We start from the raw sequence: 21,228 nt of genomic DNA on the forward strand, positions 1-21,228 counted from the left end.
GGAGACATTTTGAGTTCATCGTATCAGAAGCTGAGTCGGCGAATAGGTTACTTTTTTGCCGACCTTGGACTGCTTGAACTGGCGCTAACGCATCGTAGTTTTGGTGGAAAAAATAATGAGCGCCTTGAGTTTTTAGGTGACTCTATCCTGAATTATGTCATTGCGGAAGACCTTTTTCATCGTTTTCCAAAAGCCAAGGAAGGGGAGTTAAGTCGATTACGCGCTTCTTTGGTAAAAGGCGACACTCTTGCCGAACTCGCGAGAGAGTTTCAGTTGGGAGATTATCTTAAACTGGGAGCTGGCGAGCTAAAAAGTGGTGGTTTTAGACGCGATTCGATTTTAGCGGATACCGTTGAAGGGATTATTGGTGCTATGTACTTGGATGCTGGTATGGACGTTTGTCGACAGCATATTTTGGAATGGTACAAAGAGCGTTTGAATGCAACATCATTAAAGATTGTTACAAAAGATGCTAAAACTCGGCTACAAGAGTATTTGCAGGCTCGAAAACATGCTTTGCCACAATACGATGTGGTCAATATTGTCGGTGAGCCCCATGATCAGACTTTTTATGTGAACTGTCATATAGAACTGTGTGATGAAGCCGTTGAGGGTAAGGGAAATAGTCGACGTATTGCAGAACAAAATGCAGCAGCAAAAGCTTTGAAAAAATTGGAAAAAAAAGATGTCTGACCTTGAAGTAGAAATTACACACTGTGGTTATATTGCTATTGTTGGACGCCCTAATGTGGGTAAGTCTACTTTACTTAATCATATTTTAGGTCAAAAGTTATCTATCACTTCTCGTAAGCCACAAACAACTCGTGATCAAATTTTGGGTGTAAAAACTGAAGGTCATGTTCAGGCTATTTATGTTGATACACCTGGATTGCATTTAGGTGAAACGAAAACCATTAACCGTATTATGAATAAAACGGCTGCCGCTGCATTAAAAGATGTTGATGTCGTGCTGTTTGTTATTGATGCTGACCGATGGACCGAAGAGGATGAATCCGTTCTTCAAAAGGTCAAGCACGCGCGTTGCCCGGTTATTTTGGTTGTCAATAAAGTTGATCAATTAGACCAAAAAGAAGATCTTTTACCTCGTTTGGCTAATTTATCTGATCGCATGAATTTTGCTCAGATTGTACCGATTTCAGCGTTGCGTAATAACAACTTAGATCGCCTAGAGCGGTTAGTAGAAAGTTATATTCCCGAAGGGGAGCCGTTTTATCCTGAAGACCAGATTACGAATCGCAGCTCGCGTTTTTTGGCCGCTGAAATTGTACGTGAAAAAATTACACGTCAGCTAGGTCAAGAAGTTCCGTATGAGGTGGCTGTTCAGATTGAAGAGTTTGTTTACGAAGAAACCGCTATTCACATCAGTGCCCTAATTCTTGTTGAGAGAAACGGTCAAAAGCGCATTATTATCGGTGAGCGTGGTGATAAAATTAAGCTTATTGGTAAAGAGGCGCGTATTGATATGGAGAATTTATTTCAACATAAAGTGATGTTGAATCTCTGGATTAAAGTGCGTTCTGGTTGGTCCGATGATGAACGTGCGTTGGCTAGCTTAGGTTATCAGGAAGAGTAATTTCGATGCGCGTTTCTGCGTATGTCATTCATACTCGTCCTTTTCAGGACAGTAAAATTCTGCTTGATGTATTAACCCTTGAGCAAGGGTTAATACGGGGAGTATGGCGGTTACCTAAAAAAGAGGCTCGGGTCATACCTGGGCCTTTTTTGTGCTACGAAATGGAGCTATCTGGCCGTAGTGACCTAAAGACAGTGAAAAGTTTAGAGTCTGTCTCATCGTCGTTTTCTTTAGATGGGTTGCCTCTGTACGCTGCTTTGTATGCTCATGAGCTGCTAGAAAAGCTGTTGCCTATTAATCTCCCGTTGCCCGATGTTTTTCAGCTTTATAAATGGTTGACGGAGAATTTGCATGCCGGTGCTCCAATAGCCCCTTTGCTAAGACGTTTTGAAGTGGGGTTATTTTCTGAGCTTGGTGTGGGCATTAACATGGTTTCAACTGGGCGTGGTGAAGTGCTTGAAGCGCATCAGCTTTATCAATTTCATTATAAATTCGGACTGCGTCCTTATTTTGGCGAGATACCTAAACAAATGCCCATGTTGTTTGTTGAAGGGCAGGTTGCGCTGGATTACCATGCGGGCAAGTGGACGGATAAGCAGGTTTTGAGTCTGGCTAAAGAGTTGCATCGTAATTGGTTAGACAGTTTGTTGAATGGTAAGCCTATTGTGTCAAGGCGATTGTTACCCAAGCAACCCTTCCAAGGAGAGCGTCATTTAGGTGTGCCTATTTTTCGTTCTCTTTGAAGGAAGAGTATATAAAGAGGTGAGTGCTTGATTATTGGTGTTGGAACGGATTTGGTTGAAATCGCTCGTATTGCTCAGTCTATTGAGCGATTAGGTGAGCGGTTTGTCGATAGAATTCTAACGGCTGATGAAAAACGCCGTTGGCTAGAAATGAGTAATACCGATAGAGCTAACGCCTATGTCGCGAAACGCTTTGCAGCAAAAGAAGCAGCAGTAAAGGCACTAGGAACAGGTATTGGCTCGGGTGTGAGTTTTCAACACTTCACAGTGAGTAATTTGTCTTCTGGCCAGCCTATTCTGTTGGTGGATGAAAGCATCACGTCTCGTTATAACTTTCCTGTGTCTTGGCATCTTAGTTTAACGGATGAAAAAGCTTATGCTCAGGCTTTTGTTGTTCTTGAGTCTAGGGAGTAGAGTCTGAAGATTGAGGCCAAGGAATAAGGTTTCGGTGATTTAATAGGTCTTCTATTGCTTCAATAAAGTCTTCTACGACCCCTTCTACGTCTTCTAATCCTAATTCTTTCAAGTGTGTTTCTAAAAAACCTGCATGGCGGGCAATATTTACTGTGCCCGTGTATTTTGAGGCGCCATGAATTCTATGCACAACTTCAATGAGTTTGTTGGTGTCCTGATTTTCTAAGTGGTGCAGAATAAGTTTTTTTTCCGCATCCAGTGAGTCTGCCAACATAGTAAACATTTCTTTGGCTATCGCTGTTTTTCCATCGACGATAGCCAATGCCTTTTCTAAATCGAATACGTTGACGAGTTTGGCATCAATTTGTTCTTGCAGTGTTTCTGTGTTTGAGCACCATTGTTCAATAGTGTTTAGCAGTATTTCTTCATCAATTGGTTTGGTTAAATAAGCGTTCATCCCACTGGCAAGTATCTGTTGTTGTTCAGAACCTAAAGCATGAGCCGTTAGAGCAATTATAGGTGTATTTTTATAGTTTTCTAGCTGGCGAAGTTGTCTGGTGGTTTCCATTCCGTCCATTTCTGGCATCTGAATATCCATGAAGATGAGGTCGAAACTATCTTGCGTCGCCATGTTAATAGCTTGTTGTCCGCTATAAGCTAATGATACCTCTATGCCAATAGGAGTAAGCCAATGACTTAGTAGTTGTAAGTTAATAGGTGAATCATCAACGGCCAGTATTTTGAGTTTTTTGATGTCCTCTTGCTGCAGCTTTTGGGGCATGAGTTTAGGTGAAGGTGTTGTCACTGTGCTGTTCAGGTTTTGTAGAGCGCTATACAGCCGATCTTGGCTGATAGGCTTAAGTAATATGTCGCTGCAGATATTTTTTAAATCAGGGTAGTGGGCGATTTGTCCCGGTGGCTGGACCATTAAAATGCATGGAACAGAAAATTGTTGTCTTGAATAATCGATCAACTCTCTGGCCTCTATAACATTTTTATCGTCCGGTATGACACTGAGTAAAATTGCATCAATGTTGCCTTTCTGCTTATTAAGAAGGGCGATCATTTGTTCTAAATCTGCACAGGTGGTGCAATTGACTCCAATGCTGTGCAAGTAGGTTGTCAGGTAGCTTTTATATGTCGTGCTTGGCTCTAACAGGATGACATTTAAATTGAGCGGGCTTTTGTTGCTGCTTAAATTATTCGAGGCCTTTAAGTCGATGGTGAAGCGAAATGTCGAGCCAATGCTGGGATCGCTGCTGACCTCTATTTTGCCATTCATTTGCTCCACTAGTTTTTTAGTAATAACCAGTCCTAATCCTGTGCCGCCAAATTGTCGGGTTGTGCTGGTATCAACTTGAGAGAATGGTTTAAACAAACGATGGATTTTGTGTTCCGCAATGCCTATTCCTGTATCAATCACTTGAAATGACAGTGTGATGTTCTGGTTATTTTGTGAGACAAGGGAGACTTTTGTTCGTACAGAGCCTTGGTGAGTGAATTTAATTGCGTTGCCGATAAGGTTGGTTAAAATCTGGCGAACTCGAGTGCTATCACCAATTACCCATTCTGGTACGTTTTTATTCAATTCAGGTACTAAATCAATTTGTTTTTCTTTAGTTAGTAGGTTAATGCTGAGAATTTGGTAAACATCATCGATGAGTGCTTTTAGATTAAAGTGATTGCTTTCAAGGTTTAACTTCCCGGCCTCTATTTTGGAAAAATCCAGAATGTCTCCAATAATGGCTAATAAGCTGTTTGTCGATTGCTCAATGGTGTCGACATAAAGTCGTTGTTGGGTATCGGTAATGTCTTTTTGTAATGTTTTGGTGTAACCAAGTATAGCGTTAAGAGGGGTACGAACTTCATGGCTGATGTTTGCAAGAAACTGTGACTTTAAGCGGTTTGACTCCATGGCTTCGCGGTTTGCTATATGCAGCTGAGCGCTTTTTTCTTCCATGCTATCCATGCTACGTCGTATGTCTTCAGTAGATTGTTCTATGCCATTAATAAGTTCTTCATTGTGATGCTCTAGTCTCTCGGTAAGCTCCAGTAAATCTTTTTGCAGTGATGCGTATTCCGGCGGCAAGTTCATCAGTTTAGCCGTAGAAAATTGACCTTTTACAAGTTTATTTAGGGAAACCGATAATTTTGTTATAGGGGCGGTTAATCGTTTTGAAAAGTTAATGGCGATGAGAATTACTAATATGTTGAATAGAACTAACGTAAAAATAATGAGGCTAGCATATTGATATTTTTGTATTTGAATGGTCGATTTATTGGCTTCAATTTTTATCCAGCCAATTAAGTTACGCTGATCTAAGGGAGTAAATAAGTCTGCTTGAGAATCAAAAACATTATCTAGAGTGTTGCTGGAATAGTGAATAGCACTTATTGATTCTAGATGATCGTTAAGTTCTGTGATGCGGTTTTTTTCTGGAAACGTTTCTGTTGTTTGGCTGGCTGGCTTTCCCAGTGTAGCGATGACTTTTTGGTCACTATTGAAGAGCTGAGCACTGTTAATATCTTGATTATTTAAAGCATTTTGTAGTATTCGATACATCATTTTTTGGTCAGAAAAAACAATGGCATACTCACTTGTGGTCGCCACTTGTTCTGTGATGTGCAGTGTCCGAGTGTATAAATTTTGGTTTAAATCGTGAAAGCGTGTGGTTAAAAGGAAAATAGCAGATAGAAGAGAAACGATAAAAACCGGTGCGAATAGAGCCCAAAATAATTTGTTATTAAGGTTAAGGTGAGAAATATTAATAAAAGGAATTTTTTTCATGCCAGTAACCTATTATAGACGTTAATAGCAGGCCAAATTATCCTTGTCTTTTCGAGCATTGCATTCTTTCTCATAGTTATTGCATATTTTCTGCTCCGTGCTGGTTGGAGCTTTTTGGTACGCGCATTCACGCCACTTTTTTCTTAATTCTACATTGTTTAAGGAGGCTAAATCTTCGTTTGTTTTTCCACAACCACTTAGTGCAAACAGTATAGTAATTAGGGTGAAAATACGTGTTGCTAACATATCTGATTACCAAAAAATTAAATCGACACTAAGTTTATAACGCTTTCTTATTGTACTGTTTAGTATAAGTGTTCTTAAATACGTATAAAGTGGTAAGTGTCATTCCCTAAGTCATCAATGTCAATGAAGTTTTTTATGATCCAATATCCTAGTATCGAGTCCTTGATTGGGCAAACTCCTCTGGTTCGCTTGCAGCGTATCAACCCCAATCCTAGTAATACTATTTTGCTGAAATTAGAAGGGCAAAACCCAGCAGGGTCGGTGAAAGATCGTCCAGCTCTGAATATGATTCTACAAGCAGAATTGCGTGGCGACATAAAGCCAGGCGATAGTTTAATTGAGGCAACCAGTGGTAATACAGGCATAGCTTTGGCTATGGCAGCTGCAATTAAAGGCTATAAAATGCATCTGATTATGCCTGATAACATGAGCCAAGAGCGTAAGTCGGCTATGACAGCTTATGGCGCGATATTGCATTTGGTCAGTAAAGAAGAAGGCATGGAAAGAGCGCGGGATTTGGCTCAAGAAATGCAGGACCAAGGTATCGGAGTGGTATTAAATCAGTTTGCTAACCAAGATAACCCGAATGCTCACTACTTGACGACAGGGCCGGAAATTTGGCAGCAAACACAGGGAACTGTGACGCACTTTGTCAGCTCTATGGGTACGACAGGAACCATAATGGGAGTTTCTCGTTATTTAAAAGAGCAAAGTAAGGATGTTCAGATTGTGGGGCTCCAGCCACAAGATGGAGCAAGCATTCCCGGTATTCGTCGTTGGCCAAAAGAGTATTTACCATCGATTTTTGATGAGACCCGAGTTGATACTGTTATGGATGTTGCTCAGCAAGACGCGGAAGTAACCATGCGACGTTTAGCGAAAGAAGAAGGGATTTTCTGTGGTGTTTCTTCTGGTGGTTCGGTTGCGGTTGCAATGGAGTTATCTAAACACTTGAAGGATGCTGTGATAGTGGCAATTATTTGTGACCGAGGTGATCGATATTTATCTACTGGTGTTTTTGACGGTTAGTGGTTTTTTCTTGTTGGATCGTCTAACCGTCTCTAGGGCTTTCAATTATTAAGGCGGGTATTCGCGTACTGTTCTGCTGTCATATGAGGTAGAATAGTGGCGCGTTTATTTTAGACTCTGGAAAAAGAGAGCCTCCTTTGAGAAGAAGAACCCCCTCACGTCGTATCGTTAAGCCACAGTCGATAGGCCCGATTCAAACATTTAATGTGGATGGCTTGACCCATGAAGCAAAAGGCGTAGCGCGTTTGCAAGGTAAAGTTACCTTTATTGATGGGGCTTTACCGGGTGAAACCGTAGAAGCTCAAGTGACTAAAAAGGGTCGTCGTTATGATGAGGCCATCTTAACGAATATTATTGAACCAAGTGTTTATAGGGTGACCCCTGCCTGCCAATATTTCTCTGTTTGTGGTGGATGTAGTTTTCAGCATTTAGCCGATGAACAGCAGATTTCGGCAAAGGCTGATTGGTTAAAAGGACAATTACGTAACCTCATTACAACTCAAGAACTAGAGCTATTATCAGATGCCCCAATTGGTTACCGACGTCGTGCTCGCATTGCTATTGATGTTAAAAAAGGAAAGGTTTCTCTAGGGTTTCGTGGTAAATCATCTAGTGATATTGTCTCAATAGATCGTTGCGTTGTTTTGACTGATAATCTACAAAAGACTTTTCTCTCACTTAAGCAGGCTTTGTCGCAGAATGACTTATCAGCCGTGCTTGGTCATATTGAATTGTTAGAAGATAGCAAAGGGGTATCGGTTTTGTTTCGGCTGATCACTACTATTTCACCTGAGCTTGAACAAATTTGGGGTGAGTGGGCTCTTAACGAAAAGGTAGGGTTGTCTTGGCAAGCACCAAAAGTGAGCAAAGCGGATATAGCGTCTGATCAATTGCGTTATTATGATCTTTCTACTTTGCGCTTGAAATATCATCCTCAAGACTTTATTCAAGTTAATGCTTCGATGAATCAAAAAATGGTTGATCAGGCGCTGGACTGGTTAGGTCCAAATCAACATGATGTGGTGTTGGATTTATTTTGCGGTGTTGGGAACTTTTCTTTACCCTTGGCGCAACTTGCACATTCCGTTATTGGTGTTGAGGTGCAAGACACTATGGTTGAAGCCGCTAGAGAGAATGCAGTTATTAATGGTTTGAATAATCTCTCTTTTGTTGCCGCTGACTTGACTAAACCAGTCACTGAGGAGCTTTTAAATGCTAGCATTACGAAAGTTTTGCTTGATCCTCCTCGCGCTGGTGCGTTTGAATTTTTAGATAGCATAATAAAAATTGCGCCGACGCAAATTTTGTATGTTTCTTGCAATGCTTCTACTTTAGCAAGGGATGCCGAGTATTTAGTAGCAAAAGGATATCGTGTTGAACGTGTTGGGCTTATGGATATGTTTCCGCAAACCTCTCATGTAGAAACCATGATGTTGTTGCAAAAAAAGAAGTAAATTGAAGGGCGGATAGATGGTAACGGTAAGAAAAGATCACCCCGTATTAGAAGACGGTAGTGTCGATATTGATGCATGGATGGGACATTTTTCCCATTTAATTGATGATAGTACCCGAGTTCCTTTACGTATGGCTTGTGAGTTAGCACGTCAATCAGAGCTGCAATGTGCTAGACCTTCTTTCTGGGGGCCACAAGCAAGTACATTTCGTGCTGGTCTAGAGATGGTGGAAATCCTCTCTGGTTTTCGAGCCGATCAAGATTCACTGGTTGCGGCGGCTTTGTACCGAGTCGTGCGAGAAGATCAGCTATCTATTTCCCGTGTAAATGAAATGTTTGGCCGCAAAGTCTCTTCTATTATTGAAGGGGTTATTCGTATGGGGGAGGTGTCTAAAAATCTCACGTTAGACTCGGCGGCTGAGGTACTCGGTAGTAGTGAAAATCAACTTGAGTCACTGCGTAAAATGCTGGTTTCTATCATTGATGATGTCCGTGTTGTGCTGATTAAGTTAGCGGAACGGGCTTGCGCGATCAAAGAAGCCAAACATCAGGGAGAAGAGCGTCGAGTTGCTGTTGCCCTAGAGGTACAAAGTGTATATGCCCCTTTGGCTCACCGATTGGGGATTGGCCATATCAAATGGGAATTGGAAGACCTTTCTTTTCGTTATCTCTATCCATCCGATTACAAACGAATTGCCAAGTGGCTGGACGAAAAGCGCCTTGATCGTCAGCAATATATCGATGATGTAATTAATGTGCTTGATGAGCGTTTGAAAGGTATTAATATTCATGCTGACTTAATGGGGCGAGCGAAACATATTTACAGTATTTGGCGCAAAATGAAGCGTAAAAATATTGGTTTTGACGAAGTGTATGACGTTCGTGCTGTTCGTATTTTAGTGGATGAACCAATGGAATGCTACGGCGTACTGGGTATTGTTCATAATTTGTGGCGTCCTATTCCGCAAGAGTTTGATGATTATATTAGTAACCCTAAATCAAATGGTTACCAGTCATTGCATACGGCCGTTGTGGGGCCTCAAGGGAGAGCTCTTGAAATTCAGATACGCACACACAAAATGCATGAAGATGCTGAACTTGGAGTGTGTGCTCATTGGAAATATAAAGGTACAGATTTAAGCTCCAACAGCACAAGTTATGAAGAAAAACTTCAGTGGCTCAGAACCATTTTGGATTTTCATGAAGTCCAAGGAGATTTAGAGTCTCTGTCTGAGCAAGTGCGAAGTGATATTGAACAAGATCGCATATATGTCTTTACGCCAGATGGCCACGTAGTGGATTTGCCAGTTAATGCAACCCCAGTGGATTTTGCTTATCGAGTTCATACCGAAATTGGCCACCGTTGTCGGGGTGCAAAAGTTAACGGCAAAATCATTTCACTTGTTACCCATTTGAAAACAGGTGATAAGGTTGAAATTCTTACAACCAAAGAAGGTGGCCCAAGCCGAGACTGGCTTCACCCAACATTAGGGTATGTGCAGACTAACCGTGCTCGTGCCAAGATTCAAAATTGGTTTAGAAAAGAAGATCGAGAGAAAAACTTAGAAGCAGGTAAACATCTGTTAGATAAACAGCTTAAACGCTTGGGGTTTGAAGAAAACCGTATTGATTTACAAGCGATTTCGGCACGTTTTAACTTTTCTTATGCTGATGAGGTCTATGTAGCACTGGGCGCTGGAGACATTCAATTATCTCGTGTGCTACGTGTGATTGATGATTTCTATAGCTTAAATGGCGAAACGGCTTCCCCTCGTCCTATACGCTTAAAAAAGAGTCGCCATAAATCTTCCGATAATGATATTCACATATTAGGTGTTGGTAAGTTAATGACACAAATGGCAAAGTGCTGTACGCCGATTCCAGGTGACGATATCGTAGGTTTTATTACCCAAGGTCGTGGTGTCTCTGTACACCGCCAGGATTGTATCAATATTGTGCAATTAGGGTTGGATGAACCAGAGCGTATTATCGATGTTAGCTGGGGGGAAGAGTTGGATAATCAATATCCAGTAAATATTCAGGTTGAGGCCTACGATCGTACTGGATTGCTTAATGACATTACGGGCTTATTGGCGAATGAAAAAGTGAATCTTTTGTCGATGAACACTTTGTCAGCAAAAGAAAACCACACGGCTAGTATTCGCTTCACTATTGAAGTGGGTGAGTTAAGTGTATTAAGTAAATTGCTACATCGTATTAACCAACTGCCGAATGTGCTGAATGTTTTTAGAGAGAAAGATTTTTGAGTGACGCGGTTAGAAAGTTACAGTATTTGATGAGCTGCCTGAGAGACGAAGAGTTTGGCTGTGCATGGGATAAAAAACAAACGTACAAAACGATTGCTCCTTATACATTAGAAGAAAGCTATGAAGTGATCGACGCCATTGAGCGTGAGGATTTTGATCATTTAAAAGAAGAGTTGGGTGACTTGCTTTTTCAAGTGATTTTTTACGCACAAATGGCGGAAGAAGAGCGACGCTTTTCTTTAGATGATATAGCAACAGGCGTTGTCGAAAAAATGTTGCGTCGCCACCCTCATGTTTTTCCTGAAGGGAATATTGATCGTTTTGGTGAGCCTACGTCTCTTACCGAAGAGCAGATTGCTGAGCAATGGCAACAGATCAAAGCAAAAGAGAAAGGGGAGACAAAGGCAAGTTTATTAGATGATGTTCCTGTCTCGATGCCAGCGTTAATGCAGGCGGTCAAAATTCAACAAAAAGTTTCTAAAATCGGGTTTGACTGGCCTGAGGTTGGCCCTGTATTTGATAAGATAAGAGAAGAGTTAGATGAACTTGAAGAGGCGATGAAGGAGCAAGACGACCTTCATGTCGAAGAAGAAATGGGGGATGTTTTATTTGCCGTTAGTAATCTGGCTCGACACCTAAGAGTGTCACCTGATATCGCATTAAGTAAAACCAATATAAAATTTCGTCGTCGATTTGGCCGAATAGAAAGTTTAGTTGCGATGGAGGGAAAGCATCTGACAGATTGTTCTTTAGAAGAGTTAGATCGTTATTGGGATCAAGCTAAGCGCGAAGGCTTGTAGATCTGTTTGACTGGCATAAAAACGTTGATTGATAGCGTTTATGGGTAATATTAGGGGGCTGAAGTGAGTGATCGACAGGCGTCATTGCGCGAAAATGTGAGGTTGCTAGGAGATTGTCTTGGCGAGAGTATGAGTAATCATTTGGGAGAAGGTTTTCTAGAAAAAGTAGAAAATATTCGATTACTTTCGAAAGATGGGCGCCAATCTGGCGACTCCGCAGCTCTTATTGAAGCGTTGGAAGCATTAGATGATAAAGAAATCGTTCCGGTTGCTAGAGCTTTCAACCAGTTTTTGAATTTGTCTAATATTGCAGAACAGTACCATCGTGTTCATCGCCGTCGCACCAATGAAAGTTTAGGGATTTATCATAATCCTGTTGGCGATCTGCTCTCGCGCCTTTCGAAGCAGAATTTCAGTGCGGAGCAGATGATTGACTCATTGCAATCTCAGTCTATTGAGCTCGTGTTGACAGCTCATCCTACAGAAGTAGTACGGCGCTCTTTGATCCGTAAATATGACAATATTTCCAGTGAGTTAGAGGCACTTGATAAAGATAATATTTTGCCTTTGGAAGAAACTAAACACATTCGTCGCTTGAAAGAAATTATCACTCAAGCTTGGCATACGGATGAAATTCGGGAAGAACGTCCTACACCCGTTGATGAAGCGAAATGGGGCTTTGCCGTTATTGAGCAGTCCCTATGGCAAGCCGTGCCACGTTTTTTCCGTCAATTAGATGAACAGTTTAGTGAGTTCTCAAAAGAAGATCGCTTGCCTCTCGATTTAGCGCCAATTCGTTTTTCGACTTGGATGGGCGGTGACCGAGATGGTAATCCAAATGTAACTCATAAAGTAACAAAAGAGGTTACTCTTCTGGCCCGCTGGATGGCGGCTGACCTTTATATAAAAGATTTGAATGAACTGCGGGCAGAGTTTTCGATGACGCAGTGTAATGATGCTTTACGTGAGCGAGTTGGCGAGAGTACTCAACCTTATCGAGAAGTACTGCGTCACCTAGAAAATAAAATGCTTGCGACCAAGAATTGGGCAAAAGCTGGTCTTGATGGAGAAACCGTATCTGATGAAGGTATTTTTCTTGATATTCAAGAGCTTACCGATGACCTGACTTTGTGTTATCAGTCTCTATTGGACTGTGGTATGAAGGTGATTGCTAATGGCTCGTTACTGGATTTGATTCGTCGTGCGGCCACTTTTGGTGCCACTTTAGTTCGTTTGGATGTTCGTCAGGATGCGTCTCGTCATATTGATGCTTTGTCTGCGATTACGCGATTTTATGGTCTTGGTGACTATGCCGAATGGGATGAAGCATCGCGTCAAGCTTTTCTATTGACTGAGTTGAATTCTAAGCGACCTCTTTTGCCTCTAGAGTGGACGCCCACGGCAGAAGTGAAAGAAGTGCTTGATACTTTTGCGATGATTTCAAAAGGACAACAGAATTCATTTGGCTCTTATGTCATTTCAATGGCCAGTGCTCCATCAGATGTTTTGGCGGTGGCTTTAATGCTGAAAGAGTCTGGCGTTAGTTTCCCAATGCGTATCGTTCCTCTCTTTGAAACGCTGGCGGATTTGGATAATGCTAAGCCTATAATTGAGCAATTGTTTTCAATACCTTGGTATAAGTCTTATATAAATGGTCACCAGGAAGTGATGATTGGCTATTCTGACTCAGCGAAGGATGCCGGGCAGATTGCTGCAACGTGGGGGCAATATAGAGCTCAAGAAGCATTAACCAGCTTATGTAAAAGTCATGGAATTCATCTGACTTTGTTCCATGGCCGCGGGGGGACCGTAGGTCGAGGTGGTGGTCCTGCTCATGTAGCGATTTTGTCACAACCTCCAGGTTCGGTTAATGGCTCAATCCGAGTGACAGAGCAAGGTGAAATGATTCGCTTTAAGTTTGGCATCCCGGATATTGCAGTACGTTCATTAGAACTTTACTGTTCTGCCGTGATGGAAGCTTCTTTGATTCCTGCAGAATCGCCAAAAGAAGAATGGCGAGCCATCATGGATGAGATGGCGGAAGTTGGAATGAATCAATATCGATCTATTGTTCGTGGCCATGAAGATTTTGTACCTTACTTTAGGGCTACGACGCCTGAACAGGAATTGGCTAAATTGCCTTTAGGGTCTCGTCCTGCGCGTCGCCGTTCTGATGGCGGAGTAGAAAGTTTGCGCGCTATCCCCTGGATTTTCGCTTGGATGCAAATTCGTTTGATGCTTCCTGCTTGGTTAGGTGCTGAGAGTGCCCTACAACAGGGGATAGAGTCAGGTAATTTAGAAAAGCTTAGAGAAATGCATAAAAAATGGCCTTTCTTTGGAGCCTATTTAGACATGTTGGATATGGTGTTAGCGAAAGCTGAGCCGGAAATCGCAGAGTATTATGAAAAGCGTTTGGTGGATGAAGAGCTACAAGGCTTAGGGCGGTTATTGCGTGGTAAATTGAAGCAAGTTAGTGAGCTTGTGAAAATGCTGAAAAAGCAAGAGCGACTCATTGAAGATAATAAAACCATTCGTCAGTCCATTGATGTACGTAACCCTTATATTGATCCACTGCATTATTTACAGGCCGAACTTTTGTATCGAAGCAGAAGAGACGAAGAGAATGCTGAGGTTAATAAGGCTCTGATGATTACAATGGCTGGTATTGCTAGTGGTATGCAAAATACTGGCTAATGCTCTGTTGGTTAATAAATACTCAGTTTGAGCAAGAAAATTATAAAAAAAGGTAGGTAAATTTGCATAATGATGGGCTGCTTGGGTATGCTTGGCGGCCATTCATTTTTTAATATGCAAATGGTTTGCCTGAACATTGTGCCGTCGTGCTCGTTGCATGATGGTGAAGTATTGTGTCAGACATCCTTGCTTATCAGTTAACGCTGTCTTTTGGAGATTTTTTTATGCGAGTAATATTATTAGGTGCGCCAGGCGCTGGTAAAGGTACTCAGGCTCAATTTATCACGGAAGAGTTTGGTATTCCGCAGATCTCTACAGGAGATATGTTGCGTGCAGCCGTAAAAGCAGGAAGCGAAATGGGCTTGAAAGCGAAGGCGGTTATGGATGCCGGTCAACTAGTATCTGATGATATTATCATTGGTTTAGTTAAAGAACGTTTGACTCAAGATGATTGCGCTAACGGTGCGTTGTTTGATGGCTTCCCTCGTACTATTCCGCAAGCGGATGCTCTAAAAGAGGCTGGCGTTAAAATTGACTATGTGGTTGAAATAGATGTTGCGGATGAAGAAATTGTGAAGCGTATGAGTGGTCGTCGTGTTCACGAGGCATCTGGCCGTACCTATCATGTTATTTACAACCCACCTAAAGTAGAAGGCAAAGACGATGTCACAGGGGAAGATCTTGTGCAGCGTGCCGATGATACAGAAGAAACGGTTCGTTTACGCTTAGGTGTTTATCATGAGCAAACAGCCCCTTTAATTGGTTATTACCAAGATTGGTTAAAAGCTGACAGTGAAGCGGCACCTAAATTTGTTAAAGTGAACGGTGTTGGAGATCTGAATGAGATTAAACAAAGCCTTCTTGCTTCATTAAAGGCTTAAATACTCAATGACGGTTATTTTAGCATTAGATACATCAACGCCAGCCTGTTCGGTGGCGTTGAATATTGATGGGGTTGTGCTAGAAGATTTTCGCATGGCTCCGCGTCTACATAATGATTTGATTTTACCAATGGTCGATCAAGTTTTAGAACAGGCAGGTCTGACTTTATCGGACCTAGATGCTATTGCTTTTGGGTGTGGCCCTGGTTCTTTTACTGGCTTGAGAATCAGCGCTGGTGTCGTACAGGGACTTGCATTTGGTGCAGATTTACCTGTTGTCCCTGTTTCTACTCTTGCCGCTTTATCTTTAGAAGGATTTCAAAAAACAGGACGTAATAACTGGCTTGCCGCTCTTGATGCTCGTATGGGTGAAATCTACATGGGCGGCTATAGTGTTAATAAGATTGAAGGGCGTTATGAAATAGAAGCTTTGATTGCGGAATGTGTCGTAAAGCCCGAGTTGCTCTCTTCTTTTTCTACTCAGTTTGAAGGTGTTGGTTCTGGTTGGTGTTATGCCGATGTTTTAACACAGTTACTTCCTAATGCTCCAGAGCATATTTTGACTGATCTGGCCCCACGTGCTGCTTGCATTGCTGAATTGGCTTTATTGCAATTTAATAGGGGGAATACAGTGTCTGCTTACGACGCTGTTCCTACATATCTCAGAGATGAAATTAGTTGGGAAAAGCAGGCTCCTCGTATAGGAAAACGATAATTTTATGTTGTGGTATCAGGTCGTTTTTTTAGCGGTTATTCAGGGGCTGACAGAGTTCTTGCCTATCTCCAGCTCTGCACATTTAATTTTGCCTTCACAAATTTTGCATTGGCCGGATCAAGGTCTTGCCTTTGATGTTGCGGTGCATGTTGGTACGTTAATCGCTATTGTTGGGTATTTCAGAAAAGATATCTTTCAAATTGTTATGGCTTGGTGTATTTCCATAAAAGATAAGCGTTCCACATCTAATAGTCGTTTAGCTTGGTGGATTTGTCTTGCGACATTACCTGCGTGTTTGGCTGGTTTAGTATTTGATGAGTTTATTAGCACGCACTTACGTTCTCTGGAAGTCATTGCTTATACTACTATTGGATTTGGTGTATTACTTTGGCTTTCTGACCGATATGGTCGATCAAGTAAAGTTGAGCAGGATTTGGGGTTGAAAAGTGTACTTTGTATTGGCTTTGCTCAAGCGCTTGCTTTAATTCCAGGCACATCTCGTTCTGGTATTACTATGACCGCGGCCCGTTCCTTGGGGTTTGGTCGAGAAACCGCCGCTCGATTTTCATTTCTTTTGTCTATTCCTCTTATCTTGGCCGCTGGTGGTTTAAAAACAGTTGAGCTAGTGTCATCCAATATTACGGTGGATTGGGTGAGTATTCTGATGGGGGTTATTCTGTCAGCAGTTAGTGCTTATCTGTGTATTTATTTCTTTTTAAAGTGGCTTAATAAGATTGGATTCTTCCCATTTTTCGTCTATAGATTAGTGCTAGGGACGATACTTTTGTTAATCGTCTATCTATAGATGTTCGAGGCTTTTTATTTAGATTGAGAGTAATGGAATTTGGTCAGTTGGCCTTTTGGCTCAAAGTGAAAAGCTTCTAATATTTAGAGGCTTTTTCTATTTTTAAATCGAATAAATATGGGCCTTAACGAGTATTGTTACTCTAAGTGGCGAGTGTGATGACTTTGATTTATTGTGTTGGGAGAGACTTTTGTTGAACTCGATTGCTGTAGCGACAGCGGATAAATTTTTGGAAGCCGAGTCTCGTTTGTTAGCTAAGTCATTAAACCTTGACTTTATGCTGCTGAATGAGCCCCTTAAATTTGTTTCTAAATTCGATTATTTATTATTAAAAACGTCAGATGGCATTGCTATAGCGAAAACAGGAAAGGGGGCGCCTAAGCCAGTATATGTAGATTTTACTTCTGGTGCTGTCGATCATAGAAGACGGTTTGGTGGTGGCAAAGGTCAGGACATTGCGAAAGCTGTAGGTTTAAATAAGCGCTCTCATTTGTCCGTTCTGGATGCGACAGCTGGCTTAGGGCGGGATGCTTTTGTATTAGCCTGTTTAGGTTGCTCTGTTTCACTATGCGAGCGAGTCGGCTTTGTTCGGGCAATGTTGCAAGATGGTTTGTACCGAGCATCACTGCACCATGAAGTGGCTGATATTGTTAGTAATATGGCTTTATTAAATACGGATATATCAGAAATAGACTTAAATTCCAGATTTAATGTGGTGTATTTAGACCCTATGTATCCACATACTGAGAAGTCATCTGCAGCAGCAAAAAAAGAAATGGCTTTTTTTCGGGATTTGGTTGGAAAAGATACTGATGCAGACCTTCTGCTGCCTTATGCAATGCAACTGGCTGAGTATAGAGTAGTTGTAAAGCGTCCTAAAAATGCACCATTCTTAAATGGCTCTGAACCAACTTATCAATTAGAAGGGAAATCGGGTCGATTTGATGTTTATGTGTTGAAATCACTTGATTCACCTTCTAATTAGTTTCTATTAATAGTGAGGAGGTTTATCACCATCATGGATGGGCTGTTGTTGTCGATAAGACTCTAGCTGATTGCCTAATAAGACCAGTTTTTCTTTTAGTAAGAGCATGTCTTGCTGTTGGCTAATTAGCGCTTGATTTAAACTATCAATGGTATCTTCTTGGAATTGTAGTTTGAATTCTAGTTCGTCGATACGTTGATTGATTTGTGAGGTGTTCATAGATACCTTCTGTGTGTTAACCTTATCAGGCTAAATTCATATTTAAAATGCAATTCTATACAAAAAACTGACGTAAGTATTTGTCAGGTAATATGTTGGGGTGGCGTGAAAATTGCTCTCATAAAGAAGTTGAGTATTTTACTACTATCTTCTTTAGCTTCACACGGTGATTTCGAAAAGAGTTTAGTAAAAATATTCATATATTCACTTATGTACTAATACGAGGTCCATTTCTAAAGTGGCCTTGCTTCACAATAATATTTAATTTGAAAAGAGATATACTGTTATGAATGATCATCAGGATAATGTTTCGCGTAATAAAGGGTCTTCTGTTGGTTCCGGTTTGTTTTCGTTGCGCACTTTTATAGTTAGTCTTGTCATCGCTTTAATTGTACCTGTGCTTTTGGCTGCTGTATTGAAAGAAGAGATAGGCACAAATTTCCTAGTATATTTTGGCTTTATTCTAGTATCTGTTTATGTCGGTGCTATGGTTAGTAAAACGAGTTCTGCGAGTTTGGATTCTGAGTCTGAAGAAGATGAAGACGATGATCGTGAACAGGGAACAGTAAAGTGGTTTAACTCCTCAAAAGGCTTTGGTTTTTTAACGATGGAAAATGGCGATGATGTATTTGTTCATTATCGAGCCATTCGTGGTCGTGGGCGTCGCTTTTTGGTTGAGGGTCAGTTGGTTCGCTTTTATGTTACTGAGGGTGAAAAAGGTAAGCAAGCTGAAAACGTATCTATTATCCGCGGTTAATTTATCAATCTATTTAAGAGGTAGTTATGGCAACGGTAACACTAAAAGGTAATCCTTTTGAAACGGTTGGGTCTCTTCCAGCGGTTGGCTCTGCGGCACCAGAGTTTGAGTTAGTAAAAACCGATTTATCTGTTACTACATTGGCAGATTATGAAGGTGCTAAATTGGTTTTAAATATTTTTCCTTCTATTGATACACCAACTTGTGCGACATCTGTCCGTAAATTCAATGAGTCTGCAGCAAGCTTAAAGGGTGTTAATGTCATTTGTGTTTCTGCAGATTTGCCATTTGCTGCGGCACGTTTTTGTGGGGCTGAGGGTATTGATAATGTCGATACTGGTTCGACTTTTCGCTCAACATTTGGCGATGATTATGGATTAACTTTTGCCACTGGTCCATTAACAGGGCTTTTGTCTCGTTCGGTTGTCGTTCTGGATGAAAAAGGAACCGTTATCTATGTAGAGCAGGTTGCTGAAACGGCTGATGAGCCTAATTATGAAGCTGCTTTAGCTGTATTGTCGTAAAATTTTTTACTCAATAAAAAGGCCTTTCTAATTATACTTAGAAGGGCCTTTTTTATTTTTTGGTTTCGTCGGCTTTAGTCTTTCTGTACAGGTATCGTGTTGGTGGTTCTTTCAATGCTGTTGTCTTTGTTTAAATAGACTAGTTTAGGCTTGAATTTATTTGCTTCCGCTTCATCCATTTGGCCATAAGCCGCGATAATGACTCGATCTCCAACCTGTACTTTTCTAGCGGCAGCGCCATTCATTGAGATGGTGCCAGATCCTGATTCTGCCAAGATGACATAGGTGTGGAATCGCTCGCCATTATCGACGTTGTAGATATCGATTTGTTCGAATTCTCTAAAACCTGCGAGCTCTACAAGGTCTTTATCTATGGCGCAGGAACCATCATACCAAAGCTCTGCTTGGGTAACGCTAGCCATATGAAGTTTGCCTTTAAGAAGTGTGATTTGCATGTGTTAGGTCTCTATAGTTGTTTCAGTATTTTTATTTAGTTCCAGATAAATGGACCTTCCCCGTGACTATTAATTCGCCACCATTGATCCGGATCTTGATTGCCTTCTTCTTCCCATCCTTGAAAGTTGCAGCGCACTTCGCAGTTTAGGGCTCTGAAAGCCTGTTTTGCACAGGTAATGTCGTCTTCCCAGGGGGTCTTATCTGAGTTGAACCAGATTGATGTAAAGCGCTTTCCTGCAGCTTGCTCTAAAATAGTGACTTCAATTTTATGATTATCAACTTCGATGACAGCCTTAGTGCAAAGATTTGATGGGCTGCTTTGACTGATAAGAGTGAATGTCTCTTCAAGCCAGGCTATTATGTTTGCTGTCGGGCAGGACAATACATAGATTTCAATATCTGTTTGCATTGCTCTAATCCTTCTTTTTTATCATGTGATAAATTCTTAAAACACTCATGGATAGATAGCCGACAAGTGTCCATAAGACACCACAACCAGCAACAATTAAACCGAATAGTGCCATGATTTCTTGTGCGAGTGATTCTACAACAACTCTATCTGCAACCATGAGCATAAGGACGCCAAAGACAAAAATTAACCCACCTTGAATCATTTTGATTAGTGCAAGTCTTGGATTGTTGCCTAGCTTCATTGCTAGTTTGTGTATGGCTGTTCTCATTTAAGTTCCGGTCTAAGCGTTTTTCGCAAAGAGGTTAGTTAAAATTCGGGAATAAATTTTTGAAAGTTGATTCAGGCTGTCAGCTTCTACGCATTCGTTAATTTGGTGGATCGTTGCGTTGATAGGGCCAAGCTCAACTACTTGAGTGCCCATTTTGGCAATGAATCGGCCATCAGAAGTACCGCCTGAAGTTGATAGTTTTGGTGTAATGTTAACTGTGTTTTGAACCGCTTTAACAATGGCATCAACCAGCTCCCCTGGGCGGGTTAAGAAAGGCAGGCCGTTGTATGTCCAATCAATATCATAATGTAAGTTATGTTTATCGAGAATGTCTAATACACGCACTTTGAGTGCATCAAAATCTAACTCTGAAGAAAAGCGGAAATTAAATTGTGCGTTTAGTTTGCCAGGAACCACATTGGTTGCACCTGTGCCGGCTTGGATATTTGATACTTGAAAACTTGTAGGTGGAAAAAAATCGTTGCCATCATCCCAATGAGTATTGGCCATTTCTGCAAGTGCTGGTGCGGCTAGATGGATTGGGTTTTGTGCTAAATGTGGGTAAGCAACATGACCTTGTTTTCCATAAACTGTTAGGTCACCGCTAAAGGATCCACGTCGGCCATTTTTAATGATATCGCCTAATGTTGTTGTGCTGGAGGGTTCGCCCACTATGCACCAATCTACTTTTTCATTTCTCTCCATAAGTGCATCAACGACGCGTGTTGTGCCATCGACAAATGGGCCTTCTTCGTCACTGGTTATGAGAAAAGAGATTTGGCCTGGGTGATCAGGGTGTTTGCTAATAAATTCTTCAACCGCTGTAATCATTGCGGCAAGGCTACCTTTCATATCTGCGGCGCCACGACCGTACAGCATGCCATCTATAATCTTTGGTGAAAAAGGTGGTACTTTCCATTCTGATTCAGGGCCTGTTGGCACTACATCAGTATGTCCAGCAAAGCAAAGGTTAGGGCCAGTCTTGCCTCGTTTTGCATAAAAGTTTTTGACCTCGCCGAAAGGCATGTATTCGATTTCAAAATCAAGCTGCTTAAGCCTGTCTATCATTAGATCCTGACATCCAGCATCCTCTGGTGTGACAGAAGGACGTGACATAAGATCGATGGCGAGTTTTAGAGTAGGAGATAAGTCAGACATTCTTTACCTTTGTGTTGGTT

Annotated in this window: 21 protein-coding genes; 15 read left to right on the plus strand and 6 right to left on the minus strand. The window is 41.4% G+C overall.

All coding sequences use genetic code 11. The annotated features are described in order from the left end of the window. The first annotated feature begins 9 nt into the window (after positions 1 to 9). Genes rnc through acpS form a run of 4 tightly spaced genes read left to right on the plus strand, consistent with a single transcriptional unit; the run spans position 10 to position 2,751 of the window. Positions 10 to 693: a ribonuclease III gene (gene rnc, locus C0J08_RS05165; protein WP_212655040.1), complete on the plus strand. Its 684-nt coding sequence runs from the start codon at positions 10 to 12 to the stop codon at positions 691 to 693. After that, a complete protein-coding gene (gene era / locus C0J08_RS05170; protein ID WP_212655041.1) occupies positions 686 to 1,594 on the plus strand; it encodes a GTPase Era in 909 nt (302 codons plus the stop codon). The genes rnc and era overlap by 8 nt, the downstream gene beginning before the upstream one ends. 5 nt (positions 1,595 to 1,599) lie before the next feature. Next, positions 1,600 to 2,337, plus strand: coding sequence for a DNA repair protein RecO (gene recO / locus C0J08_RS05175; protein WP_212655042.1), 738 nt, complete (start codon positions 1,600 to 1,602; stop codon positions 2,335 to 2,337). 27 nt (positions 2,338 to 2,364) lie between these two features. Then, positions 2,365 to 2,751, plus strand: coding sequence for a holo-ACP synthase (acpS, locus tag C0J08_RS05180; RefSeq protein ID WP_212655043.1), 387 nt, complete (start codon positions 2,365 to 2,367; stop codon positions 2,749 to 2,751). On the opposite strand, the gene C0J08_RS05185 is transcribed toward acpS, so the two are convergent. Further along, positions 2,741 to 5,539, minus strand: a complete 2,799-nt coding sequence (locus C0J08_RS05185; RefSeq protein ID WP_212655044.1) for a response regulator — start codon at positions 5,537 to 5,539, stop codon at positions 2,741 to 2,743. The two genes, acpS and C0J08_RS05185, sit on opposite strands and share 11 nt — an antisense overlap. Positions 5,540 to 5,920: 381 nt before the next feature. Between C0J08_RS05185 and cysM the strand changes: the two genes are divergently transcribed. The 9 genes from cysM (at position 5,921) to C0J08_RS05230 (ending at position 17,414) form a co-directional block, all read left to right on the plus strand. Next, positions 5,921 to 6,814: a cysteine synthase CysM gene (gene cysM, locus C0J08_RS05190; protein ID WP_212655045.1), complete on the plus strand. Its 894-nt coding sequence runs from the start codon at positions 5,921 to 5,923 to the stop codon at positions 6,812 to 6,814. Between the two features lie 137 nt (positions 6,815 to 6,951). Continuing rightward, positions 6,952 to 8,268 carry a 23S rRNA (uracil(1939)-C(5))-methyltransferase RlmD gene (gene rlmD, locus C0J08_RS05195; RefSeq protein WP_212655046.1) on the plus strand — a complete coding sequence of 439 codons (1,317 nt, stop codon included), beginning with the start codon at positions 6,952 to 6,954 and terminating at the stop codon, positions 8,266 to 8,268. A gap of 16 nt (positions 8,269 to 8,284) precedes the next feature. Beyond that, positions 8,285 to 10,534, plus strand: coding sequence for a GTP diphosphokinase (gene relA / locus C0J08_RS05200; protein WP_212655047.1), 2,250 nt, complete (start codon positions 8,285 to 8,287; stop codon positions 10,532 to 10,534). Continuing rightward, complete coding sequence (mazG, locus tag C0J08_RS05205) at positions 10,531 to 11,334, plus strand: nucleoside triphosphate pyrophosphohydrolase (RefSeq protein ID WP_212655048.1); 804 nt, start codon at positions 10,531 to 10,533, stop codon at positions 11,332 to 11,334. Before relA ends, mazG begins: the two co-directional genes overlap by 4 nt. Before the next feature lie 63 nt (positions 11,335 to 11,397). Then, on the plus strand, positions 11,398 to 14,028 hold the full coding sequence (ppc, locus tag C0J08_RS05210) for a phosphoenolpyruvate carboxylase (RefSeq protein ID WP_212655049.1): 2,631 nt from the start codon (positions 11,398 to 11,400) through the stop codon (positions 14,026 to 14,028). Positions 14,029 to 14,252: 224 nt separating this feature from the next. Continuing rightward, a complete protein-coding gene (gene adk / locus C0J08_RS05215; RefSeq protein ID WP_212655050.1) occupies positions 14,253 to 14,909 on the plus strand; it encodes an adenylate kinase in 657 nt (218 codons plus the stop codon). Between the two features lie 7 nt (positions 14,910 to 14,916). Beyond that, a complete protein-coding gene (gene tsaB, locus C0J08_RS05220) occupies positions 14,917 to 15,624 on the plus strand; it encodes a tRNA (adenosine(37)-N6)-threonylcarbamoyltransferase complex dimerization subunit type 1 TsaB (RefSeq protein ID WP_212655051.1) in 708 nt (235 codons plus the stop codon). Positions 15,625 to 15,628: 4 nt separating this feature from the next. Next, on the plus strand, positions 15,629 to 16,429 hold the full coding sequence (locus C0J08_RS05225; protein ID WP_212655052.1) for an undecaprenyl-diphosphate phosphatase: 801 nt from the start codon (positions 15,629 to 15,631) through the stop codon (positions 16,427 to 16,429). 190 nt (positions 16,430 to 16,619) lie between these two features. Continuing rightward, the gene (locus C0J08_RS05230) at positions 16,620 to 17,414 is read left to right on the plus strand and encodes a class I SAM-dependent methyltransferase (protein ID WP_212655053.1); all 795 of its coding nucleotides are present in this window, start codon (positions 16,620 to 16,622) and stop codon (positions 17,412 to 17,414) included. A 6-nt stretch (positions 17,415 to 17,420) separates the two neighbouring features. On the opposite strand, the gene C0J08_RS05235 is transcribed toward C0J08_RS05230, so the two are convergent. Continuing rightward, a complete protein-coding gene (locus C0J08_RS05235; protein WP_212655054.1) occupies positions 17,421 to 17,633 on the minus strand; it encodes a SlyX family protein in 213 nt (70 codons plus the stop codon). A 286-nt stretch (positions 17,634 to 17,919) separates the two neighbouring features. Between C0J08_RS05235 and C0J08_RS22720 the strand changes: the two genes are divergently transcribed. Continuing rightward, positions 17,920 to 18,390 (plus strand): cold-shock protein, encoded by a 471-nt coding sequence (locus tag C0J08_RS22720; protein ID WP_283247152.1) that lies wholly within the window; start codon positions 17,920 to 17,922, stop codon positions 18,388 to 18,390. 26 nt (positions 18,391 to 18,416) lie between these two features. Then, the gene (tpx, locus tag C0J08_RS05245) at positions 18,417 to 18,914 is read left to right on the plus strand and encodes a thiol peroxidase (RefSeq protein ID WP_212655055.1); all 498 of its coding nucleotides are present in this window, start codon (positions 18,417 to 18,419) and stop codon (positions 18,912 to 18,914) included. Positions 18,915 to 18,988: 74 nt separating this feature from the next. Here the strand turns inward: tpx and panD are convergent, their stop codons facing one another. The 4 genes from panD to dapE are packed head-to-tail and all read right to left on the minus strand — an operon-like array spanning position 18,989 to position 21,208. Next, positions 18,989 to 19,369, minus strand: a complete 381-nt coding sequence (gene panD / locus C0J08_RS05250; RefSeq protein WP_212655056.1) for an aspartate 1-decarboxylase — start codon at positions 19,367 to 19,369, stop codon at positions 18,989 to 18,991. A 35-nt stretch (positions 19,370 to 19,404) separates the two neighbouring features. Continuing rightward, on the minus strand, positions 19,405 to 19,779 hold the full coding sequence (locus C0J08_RS05255) for a hypothetical protein (RefSeq protein ID WP_212655057.1): 375 nt from the start codon (positions 19,777 to 19,779) through the stop codon (positions 19,405 to 19,407). Positions 19,780 to 19,783: 4 nt separating this feature from the next. Then, positions 19,784 to 20,050: a hypothetical protein gene (locus C0J08_RS05260; protein WP_212655058.1), complete on the minus strand. Its 267-nt coding sequence runs from the start codon at positions 20,048 to 20,050 to the stop codon at positions 19,784 to 19,786. Positions 20,051 to 20,062: 12 nt separating this feature from the next. Beyond that, complete coding sequence (dapE, locus tag C0J08_RS05265) at positions 20,063 to 21,208, minus strand: succinyl-diaminopimelate desuccinylase (RefSeq protein ID WP_212655059.1); 1,146 nt, start codon at positions 21,206 to 21,208, stop codon at positions 20,063 to 20,065. Positions 21,209 to 21,228: the final 20 nt, after the last annotated feature.

This window comes from Marinomonas sp. CT5 (genome assembly GCF_018336975.1).
Classification (GTDB): domain Bacteria; phylum Pseudomonadota; class Gammaproteobacteria; order Pseudomonadales; family Marinomonadaceae; genus Marinomonas.